This is a genomic window from Leptospira ognonensis (assembly GCF_004770745.1).
Taxonomy (GTDB): domain Bacteria; phylum Spirochaetota; class Leptospiria; order Leptospirales; family Leptospiraceae; genus Leptospira_A; species Leptospira_A ognonensis.
Genome location: NZ_RQGD01000039.1, coordinates 13,947 through 37,150, shown reverse-complemented (window position 1 = coordinate 37,150; position 23,204 = coordinate 13,947). Strand labels below are relative to the sequence as shown.

The window sequence follows — 23,204 nt, the reverse complement described above, 5'->3', positions numbered from 1 at the left end:
TATCCGTGGCAAAATTATTATTCATTAAAAAAGGATCATTTCCTCGATCGGCATTTGAGACTCTCCTTCATCAAAATATTTCCTTGCCTGCGAATGCGCTGGCCTCAGAAAGAGCACAATTTGACCACATATGTTTCGACGTGACGATCCCGAATTTTCTATCTAGAACAGAATTGACCGAAATAAGGCGAAAGTTTGGTGCTCACCAAATTGATGTTATATGCATGGACCAGTACTTGGATCCAGATGTTTTAAGTTTATTTTGTTTTGACATGGACTCTACCGTCATAAGGGAAGAGGTCATCGATGAGCTTGCTCGTAAACATGGCGTTTTTGAGGAAGTATCGCGCGTTACCAGGGAAGCCATGGAAGGTGGAATGGCTTTCGATGAAGCATTAAAACTCAGAGTGAAATATTTAAAAGGGTTATCTCGAAAAAGTTTTGAAGAGGTCTATGATTTATTAACTTTGAGTGCCGGCATGGAGATCATCCTGCGCGAATTGCCTAAGTTAAATACCAAAGTTTCAATTTTGAGTGGAGGGTTTACACCTGTTCTCGAACTTTTTTCAAGAAAATATCCAATCCATTTTTTTAAAGCCAATGAATTGGAAGAAAACGGCGGGATCTTTACAGGTAAAATCGTTGGCGAAATTATAAATAAAGAAAAGAAGTCATATTATTTAGACCAACTGATCACACGTGAAACTATCTTAAAATCGCAAGTTGTGGCTGTAGGAGATGGAGCAAATGATGCCCTTATGTTAAATACAGCGAATATAGGCATTGGGTTTCACGCTAAGCAGGGATTAAAGGATCAGATTTCAAATTGGATTGATTTTTGTGATATGAGCGTTTTACTCTTTCTCTTTCGACCATCGATTTAGCTCTTCCAAAATCTGAAGCGCCTCGATCGGAGGAATTTTATTTATATCGATCTCTTCAAGTTTTTTTAAAATTCGAATCTCTGTTGGTGATTTTGTTTTTGAAAGAAGTTCTGGATCTACTAGATTTCCAAATAAGCTTGGTTCTTCCTGCTTGATTTTAATTTCCTTCTTTTTTGACTCAAGCCCTGTTAAGAGTTCACGAGCCCTTGCTGTCACTTGGCTGGGTATTCCCGCGAGTTTAGCTACATAGATTCCAAAAGACTGTTTCGATTTGCCTTTCTTTACTTTCTTCAAAAAAAGAATTTCTCCTTCTTTTTCAAATGTATCTAAATATAGATTAAAAATCCCATTTCCTTTTTCAAGTTCCGTTAACTCATGATAGTGGGTTGCAAAAATCGTTTTTGCTCGCGGGAAATCTTTTCCCATAAATTCGAGTATTGCCCAAGCCAGAGAAAGCCCATCATAGGTCGATGTGCCTCTTCCTACTTCGTCAAAAAGGATAAGACTTTTTTCCGTATAATGATTTAGTATGTAAGCAGTTTCTTTCATTTCTACGTAAAATGTAGATTCGCCAGTAGTTAAATTGTCACCAGAGCCAATCCGAGTAAAAATGCGATCCACGATAGGAAGTGAAGCAAATTTTGCTGGTACAAAAGATCCCATTTGGAATAGGATTTGATTGATTGCCACCTGACGCATGAAAGTTGACTTCCCTGCCATATTCGGTCCTGTCAGAATCGCGATGGCATCCTCTCTGGGATTTAAATCAAGAGAGTTTGGTACGAAACGTTCTCCCATCGGAAGGAAAGCTTCCACCACAGGGTGTCTAGATTCAACCAATTGAATGACACCATCTTCACGAATTTCAGGACATATCCATTGGTATTCTTCCTTACAAATGGTGAGCGAAATATGATAGTCCAATGAGGCGATTTCACTCGCTAGGCTAAGAAAATCAGAAAAGTTTTCTAAACAAGCTGAAATGAGATATTCAAACTCCTCTTTTTCAATCTTTTCGATGATTTCATCAGCTGCCAGTATCGCCCTTTCCATTTCTTCTAGTTCGGGCGATGTGAATCTCTCGCCCGTAACGAGTGTTTGTTTTTTTACAAAATGGCTTGGTGCATCTTTGGCTTGGCCTCTGGAGATTTCAATGAAGTAACCTAAAATTTTATTATAACGAATTTTTAAACTAGAAATTCCAGATGCTTTTTTCTCTTTTTCTTCGAGTTCCAAGATCCAGTCTTTACCCTTTTCTTTTGCTAAGATGGCATGGTCATATTCTTTCGAATATCCTGATTTCAGAAACGGAGAGTTTCCTAGGAAAACCGGCAGCTCTCCCTCGCTCAGCCTAGTATCAAATTTTAAATTTAATTCCTGAAGATTGGTATGAAGAGAAGAAAACGAAAAACCTATCTCATCTAAAATAGTTTTAATCTGAGTATAAGAAGTGATACTCTTTTGGATCCCACGAAAATCTCTAGGACTTGCCTTGCCTCCACGGAAACGAGATAACACGCGTTCAATGTCAATCACTTCATCCAATAGAGATAAAAGTTTTGTTCTTTCTTTTTTAAAGGAAGTTAAAATTTGGATTTTGTCCCAATGCGAACGAATCATCTCAGGATTGGAGGATGGAAATAGGATACGCTGTTTTAAATGGCGTTTGCCTTGAGGGGTGACGCAGCGATTGAGAACGCCAAATAAAGTATGATTTTTTTGGTTTTCATTCTCTACTAACTCCAAATGTTCGATGGTTCTTTCGTCCAGTCCTAGAAATTCGGATTCATCAATCAATCTGGGTGATTTAAATTTGAAATCATGCCGCCGGTAGTTATATTTTAAATATGCATCTAAGACATGAACGACAGTATCTATTCCTTTCGTTTTCGCATCGGGTAGGAAGTCGGGTCTGACAGGCGTTAGTGTTAATTTTTTATCTTGTGTGGCAGGCCCCAGATACTTTTCTGATTCCGGGGAATACAAAACTTCTTTTGGAGAAAACCTTTGGATGGTGTCTTTGATCCGATCAGAATCAGATTCTGGTAGATAAAAATAAATGAGTTCTGCGGTAGATACATCTGCGAAGGCAATATAGACATACTTTTTATCACACAATACCAAAGATAGATAGTTGTTCTGGTAACTTCCAAGGAGATTCTCTTCGACAACAGTGCCAGGTGTGATGATCCTTACCACTTCTCGCTGCATGATTTTTGCTTTCGGATCGTCTGATTTTATTTGTTCACAGACGACAACTTTTTTACCAGCATTGATAAGCCGAGCGATGTAGCTTTCTGTTGCATGGTAGGGGATGCCTGCCATGGGAATCTGGTTTTGCCTTTTAGTGAGTGTGATATCGAGTATGAGAGCTGCTTCTTTGGCATCTTCAAGAAACATCTCATAGAAATCACCCATGCGAAAGAAGAGGATGGCATCAGGGTGTAATACTTTAATTTCTAAATACTGCCGCATAACGGGCGTACTTAGAGCGTCATTATCCTCGGACATTTTTTACCAAGGCCTCAATTTTAGTTTGGTCTTTTTTACCGTTCGTTTCCACTCCACTAGCTACATCAATTCCAAAAGGCTTCAAATATCGTATCGCATCTACTACGTTATCTGGAGTGATCCCACCTGCTAATAGATAAGGACGTTTGACTTCCTTTACATATTCCCACGGAAAAGTATGGCCTGTTCCACCTCCAAGGTCCTTTTTGTAACTGTCTAAAATGACAAAGGGTAAGTCTGGGCAAAGTAGGGATTCATCTCCCACTCGACCTTGTAAACGAAAGGCTGGAAGTAAGGTTTTAGAACTTCGGTATCTTTCCCAGACTCCAGTAATGTCAATGGGATCGCCAGCAATGAGTTGGACGTAGTCTGGATTGTATTGATTTACCAGTTTTGTGATTTGTTTCTCCTCGTTTTGAAAGAATAGGAAGACAATTTTAGGAAAATGTTCCTTCTCTCGGAAAGCGAGGAGGGCTTCAATTTCGGATTCCGAGATATTACGAGGCGAATTCGGGGAAAAATTAAAACCTAGAAAATCGATCCTAAGAGCATGGCATAGGTCTACAGTTTCTAAGTCGCGGATGCCGCAGATTTTTATTTTGATTCCCATGCTTCGAGAACCAAAATGATTTAATTCAAATCAGAAGCAATCGATCCTTTATAACCATAATGCAAAAATTTCAGCATGCTGTCTTCATAAAGGAGCATTTCCTCCTTAGGAATATTTTGTCTGATCATTTGAACAAAAATGTTAAGAAAGTAGGAAAGGATATTTCTGACTACAAATTCACCAACTTCACCTTTGTAATTGGGGTTCGAAAGTTTGAATTGTTTGTATTGTTCATAGTTCAAACTTGTGAGTCGAGTCAGAATTTTTTCAGGAAAATCTTCCAGAGTAGATCCTTGAGACTTTAAGAGAAGTAAGGTGAAATCATCCCTATTGGTATCCACATAATCAAGCGCCACATTGAAACGTTCTCTCCATGTCTCGTAAGAATCATTGAATCGTTTTTCAAAATAATTTGGTTGGGAAATGAACTGAAATGCCTTCTCTAACCCCGAGAGAATGGGATTTAGGATCTCCATCAACAAGTGTTCTTTATTCTCAAAGTAGTTGTAGATATTGCTCGTGGAGACCTTTGCCTTTTTGGCAATGGTACGCATCGATGCTTTTTCAAAACCCATTTGGATGAATTCTTCGCGCGCGGCGACCAAAATCTCTCGTCTCGTGTGTTCTTTAGGGGTCTGCATGGGCCTGAACGTCGTTTCCTAAAAAAATATTGCAACCACTCATGGATTTGTAAAGTCGAAAATTACAAAATGACACGGTTCTGGTACAAACTTGTTAAAACTGGGTAGAGACGAAAGCTACCTAGAGCAAGAACGGGACCAGCCTCTGCGTCCAAGGCTTCCTTCAGCTCCTTCTCTGAATGTAAAAATTTTCCAGTTGTACTTGGCAATGCATCCGACCACTTGTAAAATCCTTCTGCTTCATAAAAGAAAATCTCCTGCCAAGCCTCGGCCGAGATCTCCTTCCATATGGAGTCTGTATCCTTATCTGGCAAACACCCACAGAGCAAGCTTGGCTTGTTTTGCCATTCTGGCGATTTTCGTAGCGTTGCAATCGTATGTTTGACGGCATCCGGGTTATGTGCAGGATCGAAAACAAGAAGCGGAGTCTCCCTTATGGTTTCCAGTCGTCCAGGTGGACGTTTGAGCGTCTCAAAAGAAGGCAAAAGACTGGGATCTAAAATGTGAAGGTCTTCTAACACCCATTTCACAAAATTGAAGTTATACTGTAAGTAATCTGGATAATTATTTTCATCAAAAAAATGGACTTCTAATCGTAAGGATTTGGCAATCGAAACAATCTCGGATCTTAATTTTCCCGTAACAGGAAAGCTATAAATAACTTTCGAGTTATTGCCTGCTATGTGTATTTTTTCAAAGGCTATTTTTTCTAAGGTGTCACCCAATATCTCACTATGATCGATGCCAATTTTTGTGAGTATGATCACATCAGGATTCGCTAATTTTGTCGCATCAAGCCTACCACCGAGACCTGCCTCCCAGACTTCAAACGAGCATCCCATTTTTTTAAAAAAACAAAAACAAAGAAGAGTCATGCATTCAAAATAAGACAGTGCCTTTAATTGAGACGCATCTATCCTCTCCAATTGTGTAATGATTTCGTCTGATTCGATCTCGCTGATCATCTTTCCATTACAAATAATTCTTTCGAAAGGAGAAAGTAGGTGAGGAGATGTATAAAGACCAATATTTTGATCTAATTTTACTTTTTGCAAAAGTTCCGAAAGATAATAAGATGTACTTCCCTTTCCATTCGTCCCAATGACTGCAAAACGAAAAGGCCGATAGGAAGGATCAAATTCTAAAAGCTTTCCATACTTTTCGATTTGTGATTGAAACTCATCCAGGGAATAGTTTTTAAAAACATTAAAATTTCTAGTCTTTTCTGGGTTTTGTAACTCGGAAAGAAGATTTAGAAATAAACTCATTTCTTAAGTTAGCTTATTTAGCAAAAGCGTATCGATCGCCTTGATCCATTTTTGCTTCGGTTCTATTTTGGTAAAATATTCAAACTGTCTGATCCCTTGGTAAAGTAACATGGAATAACCTGGAATGATTTGTGATCTCTTTTTTTTCGCTAATTTGACTAATGGTGTCTCTAGCGGATTGTATACGATATCAAAGAGTGTGGTGTCTTTATGGAAAAAATCTTTTCCCAGTAAGGCATCACCACCTATCCCTTTCATACCAACGGGCGTGGTATGAATCACGAGCGAGATGTTTTTAGATTCTTCGTATGCCGCATCCAAAGTGATTGGCTGAATCATATTTCCAGCATCCAAGGATTCTATCATCTCCTGAACAGCTGTAGTATTTCTTGCTAATATTCTTATTTTCTTGTGAATAGGCTTGTTCTGATTTTTTAAGTATTCAGCGATTGAGAATAATATTCCTTTGGCACTTCCGCCGCTCCCTAAGATTAAAATTTGGGAAGAATCGTCTGATCGAAGTAAGGACTTGTCTTGAACCAAAATGGATTTTAAAGCTCCTTCCCCGTCGGTATTTTTTGCCAAAACTTTACCTTCTTCAAAAAGTAAAGTATTTGAAGCTTTCATCGTTTTAGAAGCAGTGCAGGCTTCATCGGCAGTTTGAAAAGCCCATTCCTTAAAGGGAATCGTAACAGAAAGCCCCCAAACCCCCATCATTTGAAGGGAACCGAGGCCGACCGCTGGCCAATCCTGTCTTTCAAATACGAGATAAACCCCGTCGTAATTTGCAAGTTGAAAGAGAGTGTTATGAATCCAAGGGGAGAGCGTGTGGCTTAGAGGAAACCCCAGGATGCCATAAATCTTTGTATTGTTAGTATACATTTCTTTCCTCTGGAATCTAAAATTTTATCTTCTCGACGTCGAGGCATATTACCGAAAATTGAGTATAGATAGGTAAATGCTTTATGTTTTTAACGCCGATAGCGGCTCCTTCTGAGCCTTGGACCATTCTCGTTGACATTTTATTCTTTTTTCTTGCTTCCGCTGCTTGTGCCTATTACTTTTATTATTATAAGCGAAAAGATCTTCTGGGTAAATTCTGGGGGTCAACTTTCGTAGCAGGGATTGGAGCTCTCATCGTATTTGCAACTTTACAAACTTATATTCGAGATGTGATCATGTGGCTCATGTCACCTAAGATTGGTTCGACTCAGTTATCGAATGTGAATCTTGTCGCGATTTTTTTGGGTGGTTTTATCGCTCTCTATATTATGAATCGGATCAACCATAACAAGGAAAGGAGAGACTGACAATTTTTGATGCTTTTCAAATAGCTTCAAATATTTTAAGAAATTATAATAAAACCCAAGTGTAGCCAGCACGAACCCTTGTTTGCCGTCTAGAGCCCCAAGACGAACAAAATACATATAAAAAGCTTTAAAACATCCTTTGGCGAAAGCCCAACCGATAGAACTTTTTTTACCTTTGCGAAATTCTTCTTCTGCAAACAAACTGGAATACCTATCGATAAAACTCAGATGGTCTGAAATATTTTGATAAGAAAAATGATATAATGGATGCATCAACTTTTTTGGCGGAGTTGGCAAGACAACTCTTTCGTGTACGAGCCCACCACTAAACTTTCCCTTTGATTTTGGAAATAGTCTTGTTTGGTAATTTGGATAAAAACCGCCGAATTTGATCCACTTACCGAGATACCAAGTTAATCTTGGAATTAGATAGCCTTCGTTAGGTGGAATCTTGTTTGGATTTTGAAATAAAGACTCTATCTCCAAACGCAAGGCTGGTGAGACTACCTCGTCAGCATCAAGTGCTAACACCCAGTCATTTTTGGTTTGTTCTAAAGCAAAGTTTTTCTGGCTGGCATAGTTATCAAATTCGCGATGGAAGACTCTCGTTTTGTACTGCTCCGCAATTCTCAGCGTTCGATCTGTTGAGCCTGAATCGACGATAACGATATCGTTAATGAATCCAAGTGCCGCAAGAGTGCGTTCTAAATTATCCTCTTCATTTAAAGTGATGATGGTCGCAGAAAGAGGAAAAGGCATGAATATTTAAGAGGTTTTATTTTCGCGAACTGATGTAAAGCTTTTTGAAAGGGGTATTTCCAATCGTGCGATCGTCGAATCTTCACCGATGATGATCCTAAAAAAATTCGGGTCGATCCCTTCCCCTTTCAGCATGATGAGTATGAGTGCCAATCCTAAGCCCGCACCCTCGGTGTTGTCTGCATTGTCCATATAAAACTGTGCAATGTCGTCATAGGCCATCCCTTTTTCCAGTCTTTCCCGAATGGCTTTCTCTTCCTGTTTGGCGATAGGTGTGTTATTGATTACTTCTACCGTGATACCGTGATCGGTAAAATTGAAATTGATCAAACAATAATAACCTTTCTTCTTCGCTTTTGCACCAAACTCGTTCGACATTTCTTCTGAGAAAAGCTCTCGGTATTCTTTTACACCTTGCGCGTATTCGGTGGGATTTGAAAAAGAATAACCTCTTTCTTCGAAAAACACTCGTTTTTGATTGGCTTTGCAGGCATTGATCGCTAGTTCCTTGATGATGGTATAAAGTGTGGGTATGAGTGTAGTATGGGTAAGACGGTCAAGTATGAGCTCGACTGCTTTTTTGATATGTTCTTCCACAGTCTTGGAAATACGATGCGTCTTCATGGAAAGTATCTTTCCATTTTCCACATGTAGTTTTATGTGGTCAGAAATCTCGCTTGTTTCCTTTCCCATACCCGAAATCATTTAAATAATAGCCCCATTGTCAAGATACTATGACGACAAATATGAAAAACAAGACGCGATATTGCCTAACCTGCTTCCTCTATTTATCGGCCTTCTTACCCACGATTCTTTTGTCTCAGAACCTGAAAATGATCGGAGTGAGGGTCTGGGACACTGAAAAAAAATCTTTTGGAGAGATAAGCGACATAGAAATCCAAAAAGGACTGATCAAGTCGATACGTCCTAGCTCTATTGCAAAAAAAGAAATGGTACGTTATCTACTCCCTGGCTTTTGTGATGCAAGTGTCACACTCAGCTCCAATTCTTTGGGTGGTGAAATGACAAAGGAAGCGCTTCCATTTCATCTCCTCGGTTTTCTCTCCACTGGCTTTAGCCATGTAGAATCCGTAGCAGATCCAAATTTGCAAGCCGTCAGGGAAGAGATATCCAAGGGCAGACTCATCGGACCCATCATTTCCCAGTCTCAAAAACCGGTCCTACTTCCTTCCCACTTTCCAGAGGATGACAGGCCGACCAAACAATACCAGTTCGTCTCGGAGTTAGGCACAACTCCTTCTCTCTTTCACGAGAAGGAAGACCGTTCGAAAATTTTACCAGTTTTTCTGAAGCGTTCCCAAAACAATTCTTATCCGCAGACGGAACTGTTTCGGTTGAGAGCGGAAGCCGAAAAAAATGGACTGAAGCCTGTCATTTATTCTTTCATAGACCCTCTTTCGTGGGAGGACGCGATCGATGCTGGATATGAAATTATATTTCATGCCATTCCACCTAAGACAAATTTGGGGCTCATCCAAAGGCGTAGTTACACTTGGTCTCCCATGTTAAATATTACATATATCAAATCTATGAAGGAAGACCCAGAAAATTTAAAGAAAAAATTTAGAGCTATCGCCAAACATCATAAAGTTTATTCGGGAAAATTTGCAGAAACATTTGAAGCAGCTCTGAATGCCACGGGCGATCCAACGAAGGCGAGCCTGTCCCAAAGAGAGTTCCTCGAGTTAGAAAAGGCGATGATTGCATTTCCCAAAGATAGATTATTATTTTCTTCTGGTTCTGGACATTTCGGATCCTATCCGGGAGTAGGGGCAATCCTTGAGTCGGAACTTTGGCTCCAAAGTTGGAAGCAGTCTCCCCAAGTTAAAAAAGTTTCTATCGAGGAAGAGAAGGAGCCTAGCTTCTGGAAGAAAATTTGGGGGAGTCTGAGTGGAGAAAGGCTACTTCAAAAAACCAACATCGATCCCGAGACTCTATCCCCAGAAGGGATGGCACTCGTCGACATTTTGACAAGGAAAACATGCAATTTCCTGGGTGCCGATCATAAGGGTCTTATCAAGGAGGGCGGGCCGGCGCATTTCTCTGTCCATACGCAAAATCCATTTGTGGGTCCTTTGGGAATATTTGCAATTGAATCCATGGTCTTGGGTGGAAAACTGGTTTATACCCCAAAACTAGAAAAAGTAGGTAAGAAGCCATGAAAGGGAATTCCCACCCAGCTAATGAATTTGATCGACTATTGGAAGAAAGTTTTAAAAAAAGAAAGTCGATTGAGCCTGGTTCTAGACAAGAAGGAAAAGTAGTCTCTGTCAAAAATGACTATGTCTTTATACGAACCGTCGGATCAAATATAGTAGGTAACATCGCTTTTGAAGAATGGAAGGACGAGACTCCCCCCAAGCCAGGAGATCTCCTTACCGTATATTTCTTAAAGGAAGAATCTGGAGATTATTATTTCACATCTTGCCTTTCAGGTGAGTCTATCACAGAAGATCATTTAGCAATCGCTATATCTTCCGAGATCCCAGTTTGGGGGCAGGTGGCAATGGAGTCTAACGGTGGTTATGAAGTAAAACTAGGATCTTTACACGGATTTGTTCCGTATTCCCAACTTGATGCCGAGTTTAAAGGGAAAGAGTTATACGGCAAAAAATTCAAATTCATTGTTACCGAGCTAAATACAAAATCTCAAAAAGCCATACTCTCGCAGAAAAAAATCAGCGATAGAGAAAAGGAAACTAAAAAACGAATCCTGCAAGCAGAACTGAAAGAAGGAATGTTTGTTACGTGTCGAATCAAATCAATTCATAAATTTGGTCTCATTGTAGATATGGATGGATTCGATGCGCTTGTTCCTGCGAGTGAAGCGACCTTTAGAAAAAACGCAGACCTTGAAAAAGAGTTCCAAGTCGGAGAATCTCTGCGCGCAAAAATCATCGCATTAAATTGGGAAGAAGGAAAATTTTCGCTTAGCGCTAAAGACTTTTTACAAGATCCATGGGCCTTAAAGGTTCCCTTTCGAGAGTCTGATATTTTGACAGCAGAAATTGAATCTATTAAACCATTTGGAATCTTTGTTAGGCTGAATGAGTCTTTTAACGGGCTCATTCCAAACAAAGAAACAGGTGTGCCTATGCGAACACCTGTTAATACGGTGTATTCTCCTGGACAAAAAGTAGAAGTTTTTGTTTTGGAAGTGAATCCAGAAAAAAAGCAGATCGCACTTTCGATTACAAAAGCGGCAGAAGCAAAGGATCGACTCGAATACCAGCAGTATCTGAAACCAGAAGAAGACCCGAAGGCAGTCTCCAGCTTCGGTCTGCTTTTGAAACAATCGCTCGATAAAAAAAAGAAGTAGGCTTTCCTATTTGGAAATTGCTCTTTTTGAACCTGAAATCCCGCCAAATACGGGAAACATAGCGCGACTTTGTGTCAATGCCGATGTCCCTCTTTGCATCATCGGTAAGCCAGCCTTTGATCTGTCAGAAAAGGCAGTGAGAAGGGCGGGGCTTGACTACTGGCAGGATTTGGACCTACACCTTTTTTCTGATTATGAAACATTCCTAGCAGAAAAACAGAAACGATCACAAAGGATCTTTCTGGTTTCGAAGTTTGGAGAAACAACCTATTGGGACAACCGGTTTCAGGCAGATGATGTCCTGGTTTTTGGTAAAGAAACGAGTGGCCTACCAGAAATCATCCGCGCCTCACACCCCAAAGAACGCATTCTTTCCATTCCGATGGGTGCTAAATCGCGTTCCATCAATTTGTCCAATGCCGTCGCGATCGTACTTTATGAAGCACTGCGTCAAAGAATATTAGAATGAGCCTAGTTATATAAAACAATTTACAACTCTTTCCTTACCAATGAAATGGGAATATTATGGCGTTCCCTCTATCAAAGTCAGAGCTCGAAACAGAGATTAAAGCTCTCTTTTCTTCTGGAGTCTCCGGGAATGCGAAAGATTTCTACTCTTGGGTGCAGATGGAAGTTTTTCGAAAGTTTAAGGATTTGCCTAATTGCACATTTGAAAATGTCCAAAGCTTTGTGGACCACCTAGTTTCCCAAGGAGATGTGGCGACAAATCCCCTTGATGCACGCGAATACCTACTTGCAGAAAAATCGAGTCTCATACGAAAGATCGGAACTACCGAAAAGTTCACCATCCTTGGTGCCCTGAATTACAACCCCATGCAGTATGTGCGTGCACGGTTGGATCATTTCCTAAATCGAAATGGAGTGATTGAAGACATCCGCATGGACCTTTGCATAGCGACTGTAGAAGCAGTCGAAAATGCAGCTAAGTATGGTGATGGACTCAATGTTGATATTATTTTTAGCATCGATAAATCCAAAGTTTTTACTCTTGAAATGACAAATACGGTGAAAGACTTCAATCTAGAAGACGATATCTTACGTGGTAAGTTTTCATCTACGGCCACTTTGATGCGGGGCATGATGGTGATGCAGAAACTTTTTGATTCTGTAGATCTTGATATCATAGATAATCGAAAACAAGCATACTTAAAAGCACAACGCAAACTCTAAGTTATATGGCGAAATTCAAAATGGTTTCACCCTTCTCTGCGGCAGGTGACCAAATCCAAGCAATCGAATCCATCGGTCAGGCTTATCAGTCTGGTAAAAATAAGGTCACTCTCGTTGGTGTCACTGGTTCGGGTAAAACCTTTACAATGGGCGAAGTCATAGCCAAAATCGGTAAGCCTACCCTTATACTTTCGCATAACAAAACGCTCGCGGCGCAACTCTTTCGAGAGTTCAAAGAATTTTTCCCTGAAAATGCCGTCGAATATTTTGTTTCTTATTACGATTATTATCAGCCCGAAGCCTATGTTCCATCCTCCGATACATTTATCGAGAAGGATATGGCAATGAATGAAGAGATTGATAAACTGAGATTGCGTGCGACTTCCAGTTTGTTAGAAAGGGATGATGTAATCATTGTTAGTTCCGTATCCTGTATTTATGGTTTAGGGTCTCCGGAAGATTATATGAATTCCGTTGTCATGCTGAAAGTCGGCGATAAAATTGACCGGGATCAAATCATACGTAAATTCCTTCAAATCCAGTACAACCGTAATGACATAGAATTTAGCCGAGGTAATTTCCGTGTCCGAGGAGATTCGGTAGAAATTATGCCTTCTTACCAGGAAGAGGGGATTCGTATCGAGTTGTTTGGAGATGAGGTTGAGGCAATTTCCAAATTTGATCCCATAACTGGGAAAACAAAGGCAAAATTAGATCGGATGGTCATCTATCCTGCGAAACACTTTATCACCTCTGGACCAAAGGTAAAAGATGCCATCGTTAAAATCAGAGAAGAAATGGCCCTGCAAAAAGAAATGTTTCTTAAAATGGGAAAACATTTAGAAGCAGAACGTATCGAGTCTCGAACGAATTATGATATGGAGATGCTAACAGAGCTTGGTTACTGCAACGGGATTGAAAATTATTCACGTCATTTAACAGGTCGCAATGAAGGGGATAGGCCAGCCTGTCTTATCGATTATTTTCCTAATCTAGATTTTTTAATGATTATAGACGAGTCACATGTTACCTTGCCCCAGATTGGTGGAATGTATGCGGGTGACAGGTCTCGCAAACAGACGCTAGTCGATTTTGGGTTTCGTTTGCCCAGTGCACTCGACAATCGGCCTTTGAACTTTGCTGAATTTGAAAGCCTAACACCAAGGACATTGTACGTATCGGCAACCCCAGATGAAAGGGAATTAGGAAAAAGCGAAGTCATTGTCGAACAAATCATTCGACCTACGGGGCTGCTCGATCCAGTTGTCGAAGTTAGACCGACTGCCAATCAAATCGAAGATCTCCTTCAGGAAATCCACCTTAGAATTCAAAATAAGGAAAGAGTGCTGATCACGACTTTGACAAAAAAGATGTCCGAGGATCTGACGGATTATTATAAGGAAGTCGGACTCAAAATCGCCTATCTACATTCTGAAATTGATACCATTGAAAGAGTCGAAATCATTCGAGATTTACGCAAAGGGATTTATGATTGTTTGGTGGGAATCAATCTCTTGCGGGAAGGTTTAGATATTCCAGAAGTTTCACTTGTTGCAATCTTAGATGCAGACAAGGAAGGATTTCTTCGTAATTTTAAATCCCTAATCCAAACGATTGGTCGCGCGGCGAGAAATGTGAACGGTAAAGCGATACTTTATGCGGATCGGATGACAGATTCGATTAACAAAGCCATTAGCGAAACGGATCGTCGACGTAAAATCCAGGAAGACCATAATACAAAGTTCGGCATCACGCCTCAGACCATTCTCAAAGAAATCCATGACATGCTTCCGAGGGAGATGGCAGAGGAAACAGCACAAGAAGAAGCACTTCACGAAATGGAAAAGGAATTCACTCTCAAAAAATACAAAACGAAGGAAAAATTGAGAGAAGCACTAAAAAAGGAAATGTTGAGATTTGCGAGCAATCTTGATTTTGAAAAGGCAGCCATGTTCCGCGATAAAATGCTCTCCCTTGGTCCTGATAGCATTGAAAAGAAGTAACTAAAAATCGTTGCAAGGTACTTTCCATTCTAACACATTGAATGGGAACAGTTAGGAGTGTCCATTGGATCAAAACGACTCTTGGGAAAGTCCCACAAAATTAGTCAGGATTGAGGATGCCTTACCAAAGCAAATATTCTTATTACCGATCAAAGTAAGACCTGTATTTCCAGGAATCATTACACCGCTCATTGTCCCTGCGGGCAGATTTATACCCTCCATTGAGGAGACGACAAAAGGCGCAGGATTCGTTGGCCTCATCTTACTCAAAGATGACGAAAGTGAGACTCCATCAGAAGATAACATTTATCAAGTGGGAGTGATGGCTCGCATTTTAAAAAAAATCAATCTACCTGATGGCGGGATGAATATCCTCGTGAATACCATGCAGAGATTCCAGATTGAAAAAATCACACACAAAAATCCATTCCTGATGGCTAATGTAAGTTATCCAAAGGAAGAGGCTGGCACTTCGAAGAATAATATCAAGGCGCTCATGAGAACTCTTTTGATTCTAACGAAGGAACTTGCACAGAACAATCCTCTCTTTACGGAAGATATGAAGTTGACGATGATGAACGTAAATGAACCAGGCAAAATGTCTGATTTTGTTTGTTCGATTCTCAATCTTGAAAAAGAAGAATACCAAAGCGTAATCGAAGCAATCACGTTAAATGATCGTTTAGAAAAGGTGCTACTGTTTTTAAAAAAAGAAATCGAATTAGTGGTTTTGCAAAGAAAAATCCAAGATCAAATTAATGATAAAATTGATAACCAGCAAAGACAGTTTTTTCTTAGAGAACAATTAAAAGCCATTCAACAGGAACTTGGTATTGGTGAAGATAAATCTGAGATCAAATATGATAAACTCCTTGAACGATTGAAGAGCATCCCAGTTCCCGAAGAAGTAATCAAGGAAGTGGAGAGGGAAGTAGACAAAATCAAAAATACAGATCCTATTGGTAGTGATTACAACGTCATCCGAAACTACCTTGATCTTGTGGAAGCTCTCCCTTGGGAAGAGCCGAAACCTAAGGAAATCAATATTTTACATGCAAAAAAAATATTAAATAGAGACCATTATAAATTAGAAGACGTCAAGGAACGTATATTAGAGTACCTTGCAGTGCGTAAGTTAAACCCTCATTCGCGGGGAACTATTCTCTGTTTGGTGGGGCCACCTGGTGTTGGTAAAACTTCTATCGCAAAGTCAATTGCAGAAGCGATAGGTCGGAAATATTTTAGATTTTCTGTGGGTGGAGTCAGGGACGAAGCCGAGATCAAAGGCCATCGAAGAACCTATATCGGGGCTATGCCAGGAAAAATCATTAACGCGCTAAAAATATCAAAAGAAAGAGATCCTGTCATACTGTTAGATGAAATTGATAAAATGTCGCAGGGTTTTCAAGGCGATCCGCAGTCGGCACTACTTGAAGTCCTAGACCCAGAACAGAATGGCACGTTTCGTGATCATTATCTTGATTTGCCGTTTGACCTTTCGCAAGTCTTTTTCATTGCTACGGCAAATACGTACGAACCTATTCCCAGAGTACTACTCGATCGAATGGAAGTCATTCAACTGTCTGGATATATTACAGAAGAGAAGGTTCAAATTTTCGAAAAGTATCTCTGGAAAAAGATTTTTGAGAAAAATGGGCTGAAAGCTGATTCCTTTTCTATGAAAAAAGAGGCCATCGTACACTTGATCAATTCATATTCGCGCGAGTCTGGGTTACGGGGTCTTGAAAAGACATTCGATAAACTCGTTCGAAAGTTGGCTTTGAAACAAGTGTTAAAGGAAAAGTATTCAAAAGAAATCAGAGAAAAAGATTTACTCGAAAATTTAGGTCCTCCACCTTTTGTAGACGACCGCATGACAATACCAAGTGTTCCAGGCACCGCACTCGGGCTTGCTTGGACAAGTGCAGGTGGATCGACTCTTCTCATCGAAGCAGTATTTGTTCCAGGCAAAGGTGGTATTTTACTTACTGGCCAGATGGGTAAAATGATGGAGGAGTCAGCAAACATAGCACTTTCCTTTATTAAAAATTATCTAAAAGATGATTCTATCTTTGATAAAAAATCAGTTCATTTGCATGTTCCGGATGGAGCCACACCCAAAGACGGTCCAAGTGCTGGAGTCACTATGGCGACAGCTCTTTTCTCACTCGCGCAACATACCACAGTTGCCCCGGGTTTTGGGATGACGGGAGAGTTAACGCTCACAGGCGAGGTATTGGCAATCGGCGGACTCAGAGAAAAGATCGTTGCAGCCAAACGTGTCGGAATTAAAAAAATTATATTTCCAAAGGACAATGAAAAAGCATTTCAAGAAATTCCTGATTATGTGAAACGTGGAGTGAAATTTTTTCCTGTTACTACTTTTGAAGAAGTGGTATTACTGATGTTTCCGAAAATTAAGAAAACATTATTAAAGAATAAGAATAAATGATTAATAAAAATTCAACCATGCTTCTTGTCCTATCTGCGTTGGCAGAGCACATTAAAGTTTTTGCACTCCGAATTTGGCAAAAGCGTACGTTTGTTTTTTTTCTTGGTCTTTTTACTGTTGTATTCTTAAGTTTCTTTTTTCTTGGCGGTGCTTATGTGGTTTGGTCGAGTGAACAGCAACGAGTCGAACGTTCTCTTGAAAAATACAGATCGGAAGTATCAAATTTTTATGATACATTTCAGCCAAAATCGGTAAAAATTTTAGATAGAAACAGCAAGGTGATCGGAGAATTTTACCGTCGTAATTTCAGACCCATCAGAACAGATAATCTAAAAAAACATCACATGCTTCTCTGGGCAGTACTTTCCTCTGAAGATAGAGAGTTTTTTACTCATGGCGGAGTCAACTATGCAGCCATAGGTCGTGCCGTATTTACCAACCTAATTCAGTTTCGACTTTCTCAAGGGGGTTCAACGATCACTCAGCAGCTCGCCAAACTTACATTAAATTTAGGGAAAAGAAATTTATTTAATAAGATTACTGAACTTTATTGTACATTTTATATTGAAAGTAAATTTTCCAAAGAAGAAATTTTGGCAATGTATTTAAATCAGATATTTCTGGGAGAAGGAAATACCGGCGTAGAAGAGGCGGCGAGATACTACTTCCGCAAGCCTGCCTCGGAATTATCTGCAGAAGAGGCTGCAATGCTCGTCGGGACCATCCCTGCTCCTAGTATCTTTAATCCGATACGTAACTTAGGCATTGCCTTAAATAGGCAAAAACGAGTGTTATACGACATGGCTAGGAATGAAGAGTTACATCTAGTACCCTCTGAAATTCCAAAAAAATTCGGCGATTCCATAGAAGGAAATCTTCGTAAATTTAGGTCGATTTATAAAGTAAAAGAATTCAAGGATGAAGAGGGAAATTCAAAATTTAGCAGTGAAATTGGCAAATACGGCTCGGATAAAGATTTCCGCATCAATTTAGCTCCTGATTTTAATACGGAAATTAGAAGATTTGTCTTAGATACTTTCTCGAATGAAGATTTAGAAGAGAGAGGCATGGTTGTATTTACTACTCTTGATCTGGAAAAACAGAGAATGGCAGAAGAGTCCCTGCGACAGGGTGTGGATTCTGTTCGAGGAGATCTGGCAAAACAAGAATCTGAGTTAAATAGCAAAGGGCAAAAAGATCTATCTGAATTGACAAAAACGATATTGCCACAGATGACTGGTTCTCTCATTTCCTTGGATCCAGAAACAGGCGACATTGAAGCGTTAGTTGGTGGCTATAAAATATCAAATACATTTCGATTTAACAGAGCAGAAGATGCAAGAAGGCAACCTGGCTCCACGATCAAGGCCCTCGTTTATACACTTGCCTTTGAGAAGCGAATTGTGAATCCCTCTTCCCGCATTAAGGACGAGAAATTAGACTTTTCCGGATACTCACCTAAAAATTGGTATAAGGGATATCGGGGTGAGATGACAGTAAGGACAGCCCTTGCTCAATCCGTTAATACTATCTCTGTAAAACTTTTAGATCAGATTGGGACAGGGTATTTTCTTTCAAAGCTCGGGAAAATTCTATCCTTATCAGAAGAAGAAATTGCAAGTCGCTTTCAAAGGAATCTTTCTCTTGCGCTCGGGTCAGGTGAGCTTTCGCCAATGGAACTCGCAATCATCTATTCGACGATCGCAAATGGCGGACGAAGGGTAACACCAAGAAAGATTATAAAAATCACGGACATTGATGGCAATGAGTTTTATCAAACGACTCCCAATGAAGCTGCCGAACAATTATTAGATCCTGTCGCCTGCGCAATGGCGATCAATACGTTAGAATCTGTTCTTACAGAAGAAGGAACGATGAATATCAAACGAGTTCCTGGTGAACCAAACTTGTTTGCTGGAAAAACAGGTACGGTCCAATCGCCCAAAACGAAAAATAGCAGATGGAAAGGATTAAAGGGAGTCAGGGATGTCTGGTTTGCTGGTCTTGCACCAAGAAATATAACCGTTGTTTGGGTAGGGCATGATGAGGGAGCACCTTTCCCGGGATCGGGCTCTGGTGTATCTGGGGGTATTTGGCTGAGGTTTACTCAAAATGTGAAATCTAAGCTAGGTTTCGGCAATAGGTTAATTACGCCCTTTGTGGGAGATTTTGTCAAAGTTGATGTCTGCGCCGATGACGGAACACTTTTGGAAAATTCTACAGAGTATATATGTAAGATGCCACTCTACCAACAATATTATTATATAGGAGATCTTCCCCAAAAACGTGCAGGCTTTGCAAAAGTTGAAATCACCCCTCCCACCAATTTACAGTTAAACGAAGAAGAGGAAGAATCCGAAAACACTTATTATAACGAGACAGGTAATAAGGAAAAACCTGCCGGAGTAGACAGTGTGGAACTTGAGCCTCCCGTCATAGAAAATCCGAAAGTGCTTCGTGATGAATAAATCTCTCAGAGACTAAATAATTTTCTTGGATCGACCATAGAAAAATCCAAGGTGCATCTTCTTCGATCTCTTTGATCACTGAAAGTGCATCCATTAGACTTTCTTTTTTATCTAAACGCTTAGTTAAATTTTTGTTAGCATAGAGGGCTCGATTTCCACCATTCCCCAATTTACTTTCATGAAAAAGTGGATCCAGAAAATTCCAGACAGATGGATAATCAACATACCATGTAAGTAAGGTTAGATCTCCTTTTCCTTCTCCATTTTCTTTATACAGAGGAGCTTTTTCAAGTCCGAGGAGACGAACTTTTAATCCGATATCACGTAATGCCTGTACAATGGCCCTACCTTTTGCCTGATTTTCATCATCTCCTCTCATCCGAAATTCTAATTCGGATTCTAATATTTTGGGATAACATTTTGAATTGCGAAGAAATGATTCACTCTTTTGTTTATCGAAGTCAAATTTTGAATGAGAACTGTTTTTAAAAATAGATTCAAAAAACGGTTTTGGGATCGGACCAATGACCGCATCAGCCCGACCTTCCAATAATTTTGTGATAATCAGATCCCGAGGAATGGCAAAATTGAGGGCGTACCGAAAATTTTTATCAAAACAAGGATTTTGAGAATTGATAGCAACATATTGTATCGATCTTCCGCGCTTAATGATGGTATGCCGCGAGTCAGCTTCAGGAATCGTCAATAGAAAGTCTGTGAGTTTTAAAGAATCAATTTTATCCTTTTTATAAAGAAAAAGAGACGTTGTGGATTGAGGTAATATTTGAATGAGAATCGAATCAGGCAATGCCTGATGATTATTTTGATTTTTTTTTAACATTAGATATTCATTTTTTTTCCATTCAATAACAGAATAAGGTCCAAAAGAAGAAAATTCTTTGGAAGAATTAAAAACAGATTCTTTAATGATTGATGCAAATGGTAGGGCTAACTTTTCCTTCACCAATGATTCTGTTGTATTCGCTTCTAATAAAATCGTTAACGAAGATCCCGAGGTTTTGAAGATCTGCTTTAACATTCCATAATCACTCTGCCTTGGTGAATTTCCTAGCCTCAGTCGATTGAGTGAAAAAATAACATCTTCTGGTTTTATACCTGAATCCATTCGTAATTGAACCTCCAATCTCGGTTCCATTTTTGAAGGGATGAAGGTGTCTCTTGCAACGAGTTTCGGTATGACTTTTGAATTTTGAAATTCATAAAGCCCAGCAAAAATAAACTTCGCTAATTTTTGGCTCACAAGATCGGTAGAAAGAAGTGGATCTAGACTTGGCGGGTCACTTGGAAATGCTAAGGCAATGTCGAAGTCCCTTGTCTCTTTGGCACAAAAAGTGAGGGACAATATGAGGAAAATGAGGGATATAGTTCTCATACGTGAAGATCTATCGAAAACTTTGGCCATATTTATTAAAATACAAATACAGACTCTCTGTAGGCATTTTTTTATCAATTTTCGTATCCATTTTCAATGGAGCCTCTCTCACATCACTCATTCCCATCTTTGATTCTTTGGGTTCTGGAGAAAACTACAAGTTTCAACTTTCCCTAACTAAAAAAGACCAAGAGATGCTCAAAAAAACAGAAAAGGATGTTCCTGGTTATACTCTCGAGTATGGCCAATTTTTTTTCGCACAAACAAAAGTATATATCAACTCGGAACTTTCAAAGCGGACTCCAGATGAGCTAGTATTTTTGTTCTGTCTCGTGATCCTGCCGATATATCTTTTGAAATTAATCTGTCTCGCTGGTACGATCTATTTTGTCAATTCTGCAGGTCTACTCTCTGTCAGGGATCTGCGTCAGTCGCTCTATGAAAAGCTTCAAGAACTGCCGTTAAACGATTTTCTTCGGGAAAAAACAGGCATTCTAATGAGCCGCATTATAAATGATGTGGATACTGTCGGAAAAGTAGTTTCAAATGATTTAAAAGATGCAATCAATGATTTTTTTTCAATCATAATACATCTCGTCATATTACTTGTGTTAAGCTGGCAGTTGTTCTTTTTGGTTTTTATCATCATTCCTTTCATTTTAGGTCCCGTTAGTACCCTCGCGGATCGAATTCGACGCTCCACAAAAAGCCAACAAGATAGACTGTCCGCATTGAACGGAGATTTGCAAGAAGTGATTTCAGGTATCCGGGTGATACGTGCTTTTTCTATGGAAGATAAAGAGGCTGAGCGTTTTTATGAAGTAAATCATGACCTCTCAGAGAAAACGTTCAAAACACATTTTTATCACCAAATCGGGCCAGCATTAATCGAATTATCTGGCTCTATCGTTACCATGATATTTTTAGGAATTGGAGCATATCTCCTTGAGGATCCTAGTTTTTCAAAAGGAAGATTTCTCGTATTCTTCATCACTCTCATTTTTCTCATGCGCCCACTCAAACAAATGGGTATTCTTGTGAATCTAGTTCAGGCTTCTGCTTCGGCTGGGGAAAGAGTTTTTGAAATTCTCTCTCGAGAAACAGACATTAAAGATCCTGACGTAGCAAATGATCTTGGCCCTCTTCAGAAAAATATATGTTATCAAAATGTTTCGTATATTTATCCAGGCACTGAAACATATGCACTGAAGGAGCTAAATCTTGTGATTCCCAAAGGGGGAACAATCGCCATAGTTGGATCATCAGGTGCGGGAAAATCTACGCTAATAGATTTACTGCCAAGGCTAATCGATCCTACCGCAGGTAGCATTTTGTGGGATGGAGTAGATGCGAAAAACCTAAAATTGGATAATTTACGATGTAGGATAGGTGTAGTTTCCCAAAATATATTTTTATTCAATGGTTCTGTTCGAGAAAACATTTCCTATGGATTCCCTCAAGCTACAGAAAGCCAAATACGACAGGCAGCAGACGATGCTTTTGCAACTGAATTTATCGAATCTTTCGAAGAAGGTTTTGATACTATTGTTGGCGAAAGAGGTGTCATGCTTAGCGGTGGCCAACGCCAACGTATATCGATAGCAAGAACTTTACTCGCTAATCCAGAAGTATTGATTTTAGACGAAGCTACGAGCGCGCTCGATACAGAATCAGAAAGGTTGATTCAACAGGCTTTCGTTAGGTTATATTCTCAAAAGACAGTCATCATTATCGCTCATCGACTTTCTACTGTTAAAATAGCTGATACAATATACTATATAGAGAATGGAGAAATTGTAGAAAGTGGCAGCCATACCGAGTTACTAGCCAATCAAGCCTCAAAGTACAAACGTTTGTATGAAATGCAATTTACACCTTCACAAGATTCTTAAGCCATTCTTGAGGATCCGCACTCAGGGCAAAATTTTGCTTTTGGGACTTGGATCAGAGATCCACAATTAGAACATTTCCAATCGCCCGAAATTTTTACAGGTTCCAATGTTTGTGGAATGGCCCTCGTTTTTAAGACCGTGAGTTGTGCTTCGATAGAATCGAGTTCGTTTAAATAAGGTATGCTGATCGATTGAAATTCTTCCTCGGAAATTTTGCCAGAATGGAAATCCGAACGTAAATCCTTTAAAGAGTCCAAAGTATTCGATTTTTTTTGTTTGAGGGGCATGAGCGATTCATTCGAGTCACTGCCAAACGTAGATCTATTTTCCTGAAATTTGAAATGAAATAATAAAAATGGCGTAAGGAGGATGATAGAGAATAGTAGGTAGTAGCTATAAAGTAAAAAATCCATAAGTATAGCATTCCAGTGAATTCACGAATGGCAATCTCTTTATCACCAAACGATTTTGAATTTCAGTTG

Annotated in this window: 19 protein-coding genes; 10 read left to right on the top strand and 9 right to left on the bottom strand. The window is 39.6% G+C overall.

Translation table 11 applies throughout. The annotated features are described in order from the left end of the window. Positions 1-5: 5 nt before the first annotated feature. Positions 6-884 carry a phosphoserine phosphatase SerB gene (gene serB / locus EHQ58_RS15000; RefSeq protein WP_246047381.1) on the top strand — a complete coding sequence of 293 codons (879 nt, stop codon included), beginning with the start codon at positions 6-8 and terminating at the stop codon, positions 882-884. On the opposite strand, the gene mutS is transcribed toward serB, so the two are convergent. From mutS to EHQ58_RS14975, 5 genes are all read right to left on the bottom strand, one after another. Then, a complete protein-coding gene (mutS, locus tag EHQ58_RS14995; RefSeq protein WP_135624726.1) occupies positions 855-3,395 on the bottom strand; it encodes a DNA mismatch repair protein MutS in 2,541 nt (846 codons plus the stop codon). The two genes, serB and mutS, sit on opposite strands and share 30 nt — an antisense overlap. After that, on the bottom strand, positions 3,382-4,005 hold the full coding sequence (locus EHQ58_RS14990) for a phosphoribosylanthranilate isomerase (protein ID WP_135624725.1): 624 nt from the start codon (positions 4,003-4,005) through the stop codon (positions 3,382-3,384). The genes mutS and EHQ58_RS14990 overlap by 14 nt, the downstream gene beginning before the upstream one ends. A 20-nt stretch (positions 4,006-4,025) precedes the next feature. Next, a complete protein-coding gene (locus EHQ58_RS14985; protein WP_135624724.1) occupies positions 4,026-4,646 on the bottom strand; it encodes a TetR/AcrR family transcriptional regulator in 621 nt (206 codons plus the stop codon). 62 nt (positions 4,647-4,708) lie between these two features. Beyond that, entirely contained in the window at positions 4,709-5,914 is a 1,206-nt protein-coding gene (locus EHQ58_RS14980; RefSeq protein WP_135624723.1) for a glutamate ligase domain-containing protein, read from the bottom strand. Positions 5,915-5,917: 3 nt separating this feature from the next. Further along, a complete protein-coding gene (locus EHQ58_RS14975) occupies positions 5,918-6,796 on the bottom strand; it encodes a shikimate dehydrogenase family protein (RefSeq protein WP_135624722.1) in 879 nt (292 codons plus the stop codon). A gap of 83 nt (positions 6,797-6,879) precedes the next feature. Between EHQ58_RS14975 and EHQ58_RS14970 the strand changes: the two genes are divergently transcribed. Next, positions 6,880-7,224: a hypothetical protein gene (locus EHQ58_RS14970; RefSeq protein WP_135624721.1), complete on the top strand. Its 345-nt coding sequence runs from the start codon at positions 6,880-6,882 to the stop codon at positions 7,222-7,224. Here the strand turns inward: EHQ58_RS14970 and EHQ58_RS14965 are convergent. Then, positions 7,129-7,983 carry a glycosyltransferase family 2 protein gene (locus EHQ58_RS14965; RefSeq protein ID WP_135624720.1) on the bottom strand — a complete coding sequence of 285 codons (855 nt, stop codon included), beginning with the start codon at positions 7,981-7,983 and terminating at the stop codon, positions 7,129-7,131. The genes EHQ58_RS14970 and EHQ58_RS14965 overlap by 96 nt on opposite strands. Positions 7,984-7,989: 6 nt before the next feature. Further along, positions 7,990-8,688, bottom strand: a complete 699-nt coding sequence (locus EHQ58_RS14960) for a histidine kinase (RefSeq protein WP_135624719.1) — start codon at positions 8,686-8,688, stop codon at positions 7,990-7,992. 110 nt (positions 8,689-8,798) lie between these two features. Between EHQ58_RS14960 and EHQ58_RS14955 the strand changes: the two genes are divergently transcribed. From EHQ58_RS14955 to EHQ58_RS14925, 7 genes are all read left to right on the top strand, one after another. After that, a complete protein-coding gene (locus EHQ58_RS14955) occupies positions 8,799-10,166 on the top strand; it encodes a hypothetical protein (protein ID WP_135624718.1) in 1,368 nt (455 codons plus the stop codon). Then, positions 10,163-11,323, top strand: coding sequence for a S1 RNA-binding domain-containing protein (locus tag EHQ58_RS14950; RefSeq protein WP_135624717.1), 1,161 nt, complete (start codon positions 10,163-10,165; stop codon positions 11,321-11,323). The genes EHQ58_RS14955 and EHQ58_RS14950 overlap by 4 nt, the downstream gene beginning before the upstream one ends. 10 nt (positions 11,324-11,333) lie before the next feature. Continuing rightward, the gene (locus EHQ58_RS14945) at positions 11,334-11,792 is read left to right on the top strand and encodes a tRNA (cytidine(34)-2'-O)-methyltransferase (protein WP_135624716.1); all 459 of its coding nucleotides are present in this window, start codon (positions 11,334-11,336) and stop codon (positions 11,790-11,792) included. Between the two features lie 56 nt (positions 11,793-11,848). Beyond that, a complete protein-coding gene (locus EHQ58_RS14940; RefSeq protein WP_135624715.1) occupies positions 11,849-12,514 on the top strand; it encodes an ATP-binding protein in 666 nt (221 codons plus the stop codon). A gap of 5 nt (positions 12,515-12,519) precedes the next feature. After that, complete coding sequence (gene uvrB, locus EHQ58_RS14935) at positions 12,520-14,517, top strand: excinuclease ABC subunit UvrB (protein WP_135624714.1); 1,998 nt, start codon at positions 12,520-12,522, stop codon at positions 14,515-14,517. Positions 14,518-14,581: 64 nt separating this feature from the next. Beyond that, positions 14,582-16,969 (top strand): endopeptidase La, encoded by a 2,388-nt coding sequence (lon, locus tag EHQ58_RS14930; RefSeq protein ID WP_135624713.1) that lies wholly within the window; start codon positions 14,582-14,584, stop codon positions 16,967-16,969. 17 nt (positions 16,970-16,986) lie between these two features. Beyond that, the gene (locus tag EHQ58_RS14925; protein ID WP_425460492.1) at positions 16,987-19,437 is read left to right on the top strand and encodes a transglycosylase domain-containing protein; all 2,451 of its coding nucleotides are present in this window, start codon (positions 16,987-16,989) and stop codon (positions 19,435-19,437) included. On the opposite strand, the gene EHQ58_RS14920 is transcribed toward EHQ58_RS14925, so the two are convergent. After that, a complete protein-coding gene (locus EHQ58_RS14920) occupies positions 19,403-20,830 on the bottom strand; it encodes an ABC transporter substrate-binding protein (protein WP_135624711.1) in 1,428 nt (475 codons plus the stop codon). The genes EHQ58_RS14925 and EHQ58_RS14920 overlap by 35 nt on opposite strands. Before the next feature lie 2 nt (positions 20,831-20,832). On the opposite strand from EHQ58_RS14920, the gene EHQ58_RS14915 reads away from it, so the two are divergent. Then, positions 20,833-22,722 carry an ABC transporter ATP-binding protein gene (locus tag EHQ58_RS14915; protein WP_135624710.1) on the top strand — a complete coding sequence of 630 codons (1,890 nt, stop codon included), beginning with the start codon at positions 20,833-20,835 and terminating at the stop codon, positions 22,720-22,722. Here the strand turns inward: EHQ58_RS14915 and EHQ58_RS14910 are convergent. After that, positions 22,719-23,135, bottom strand: a complete 417-nt coding sequence (locus EHQ58_RS14910) for a zinc ribbon domain-containing protein (protein WP_135624709.1) — start codon at positions 23,133-23,135, stop codon at positions 22,719-22,721. The two genes, EHQ58_RS14915 and EHQ58_RS14910, sit on opposite strands and share 4 nt — an antisense overlap. Between the last annotated feature and the right edge of the window lie 69 nt (positions 23,136-23,204).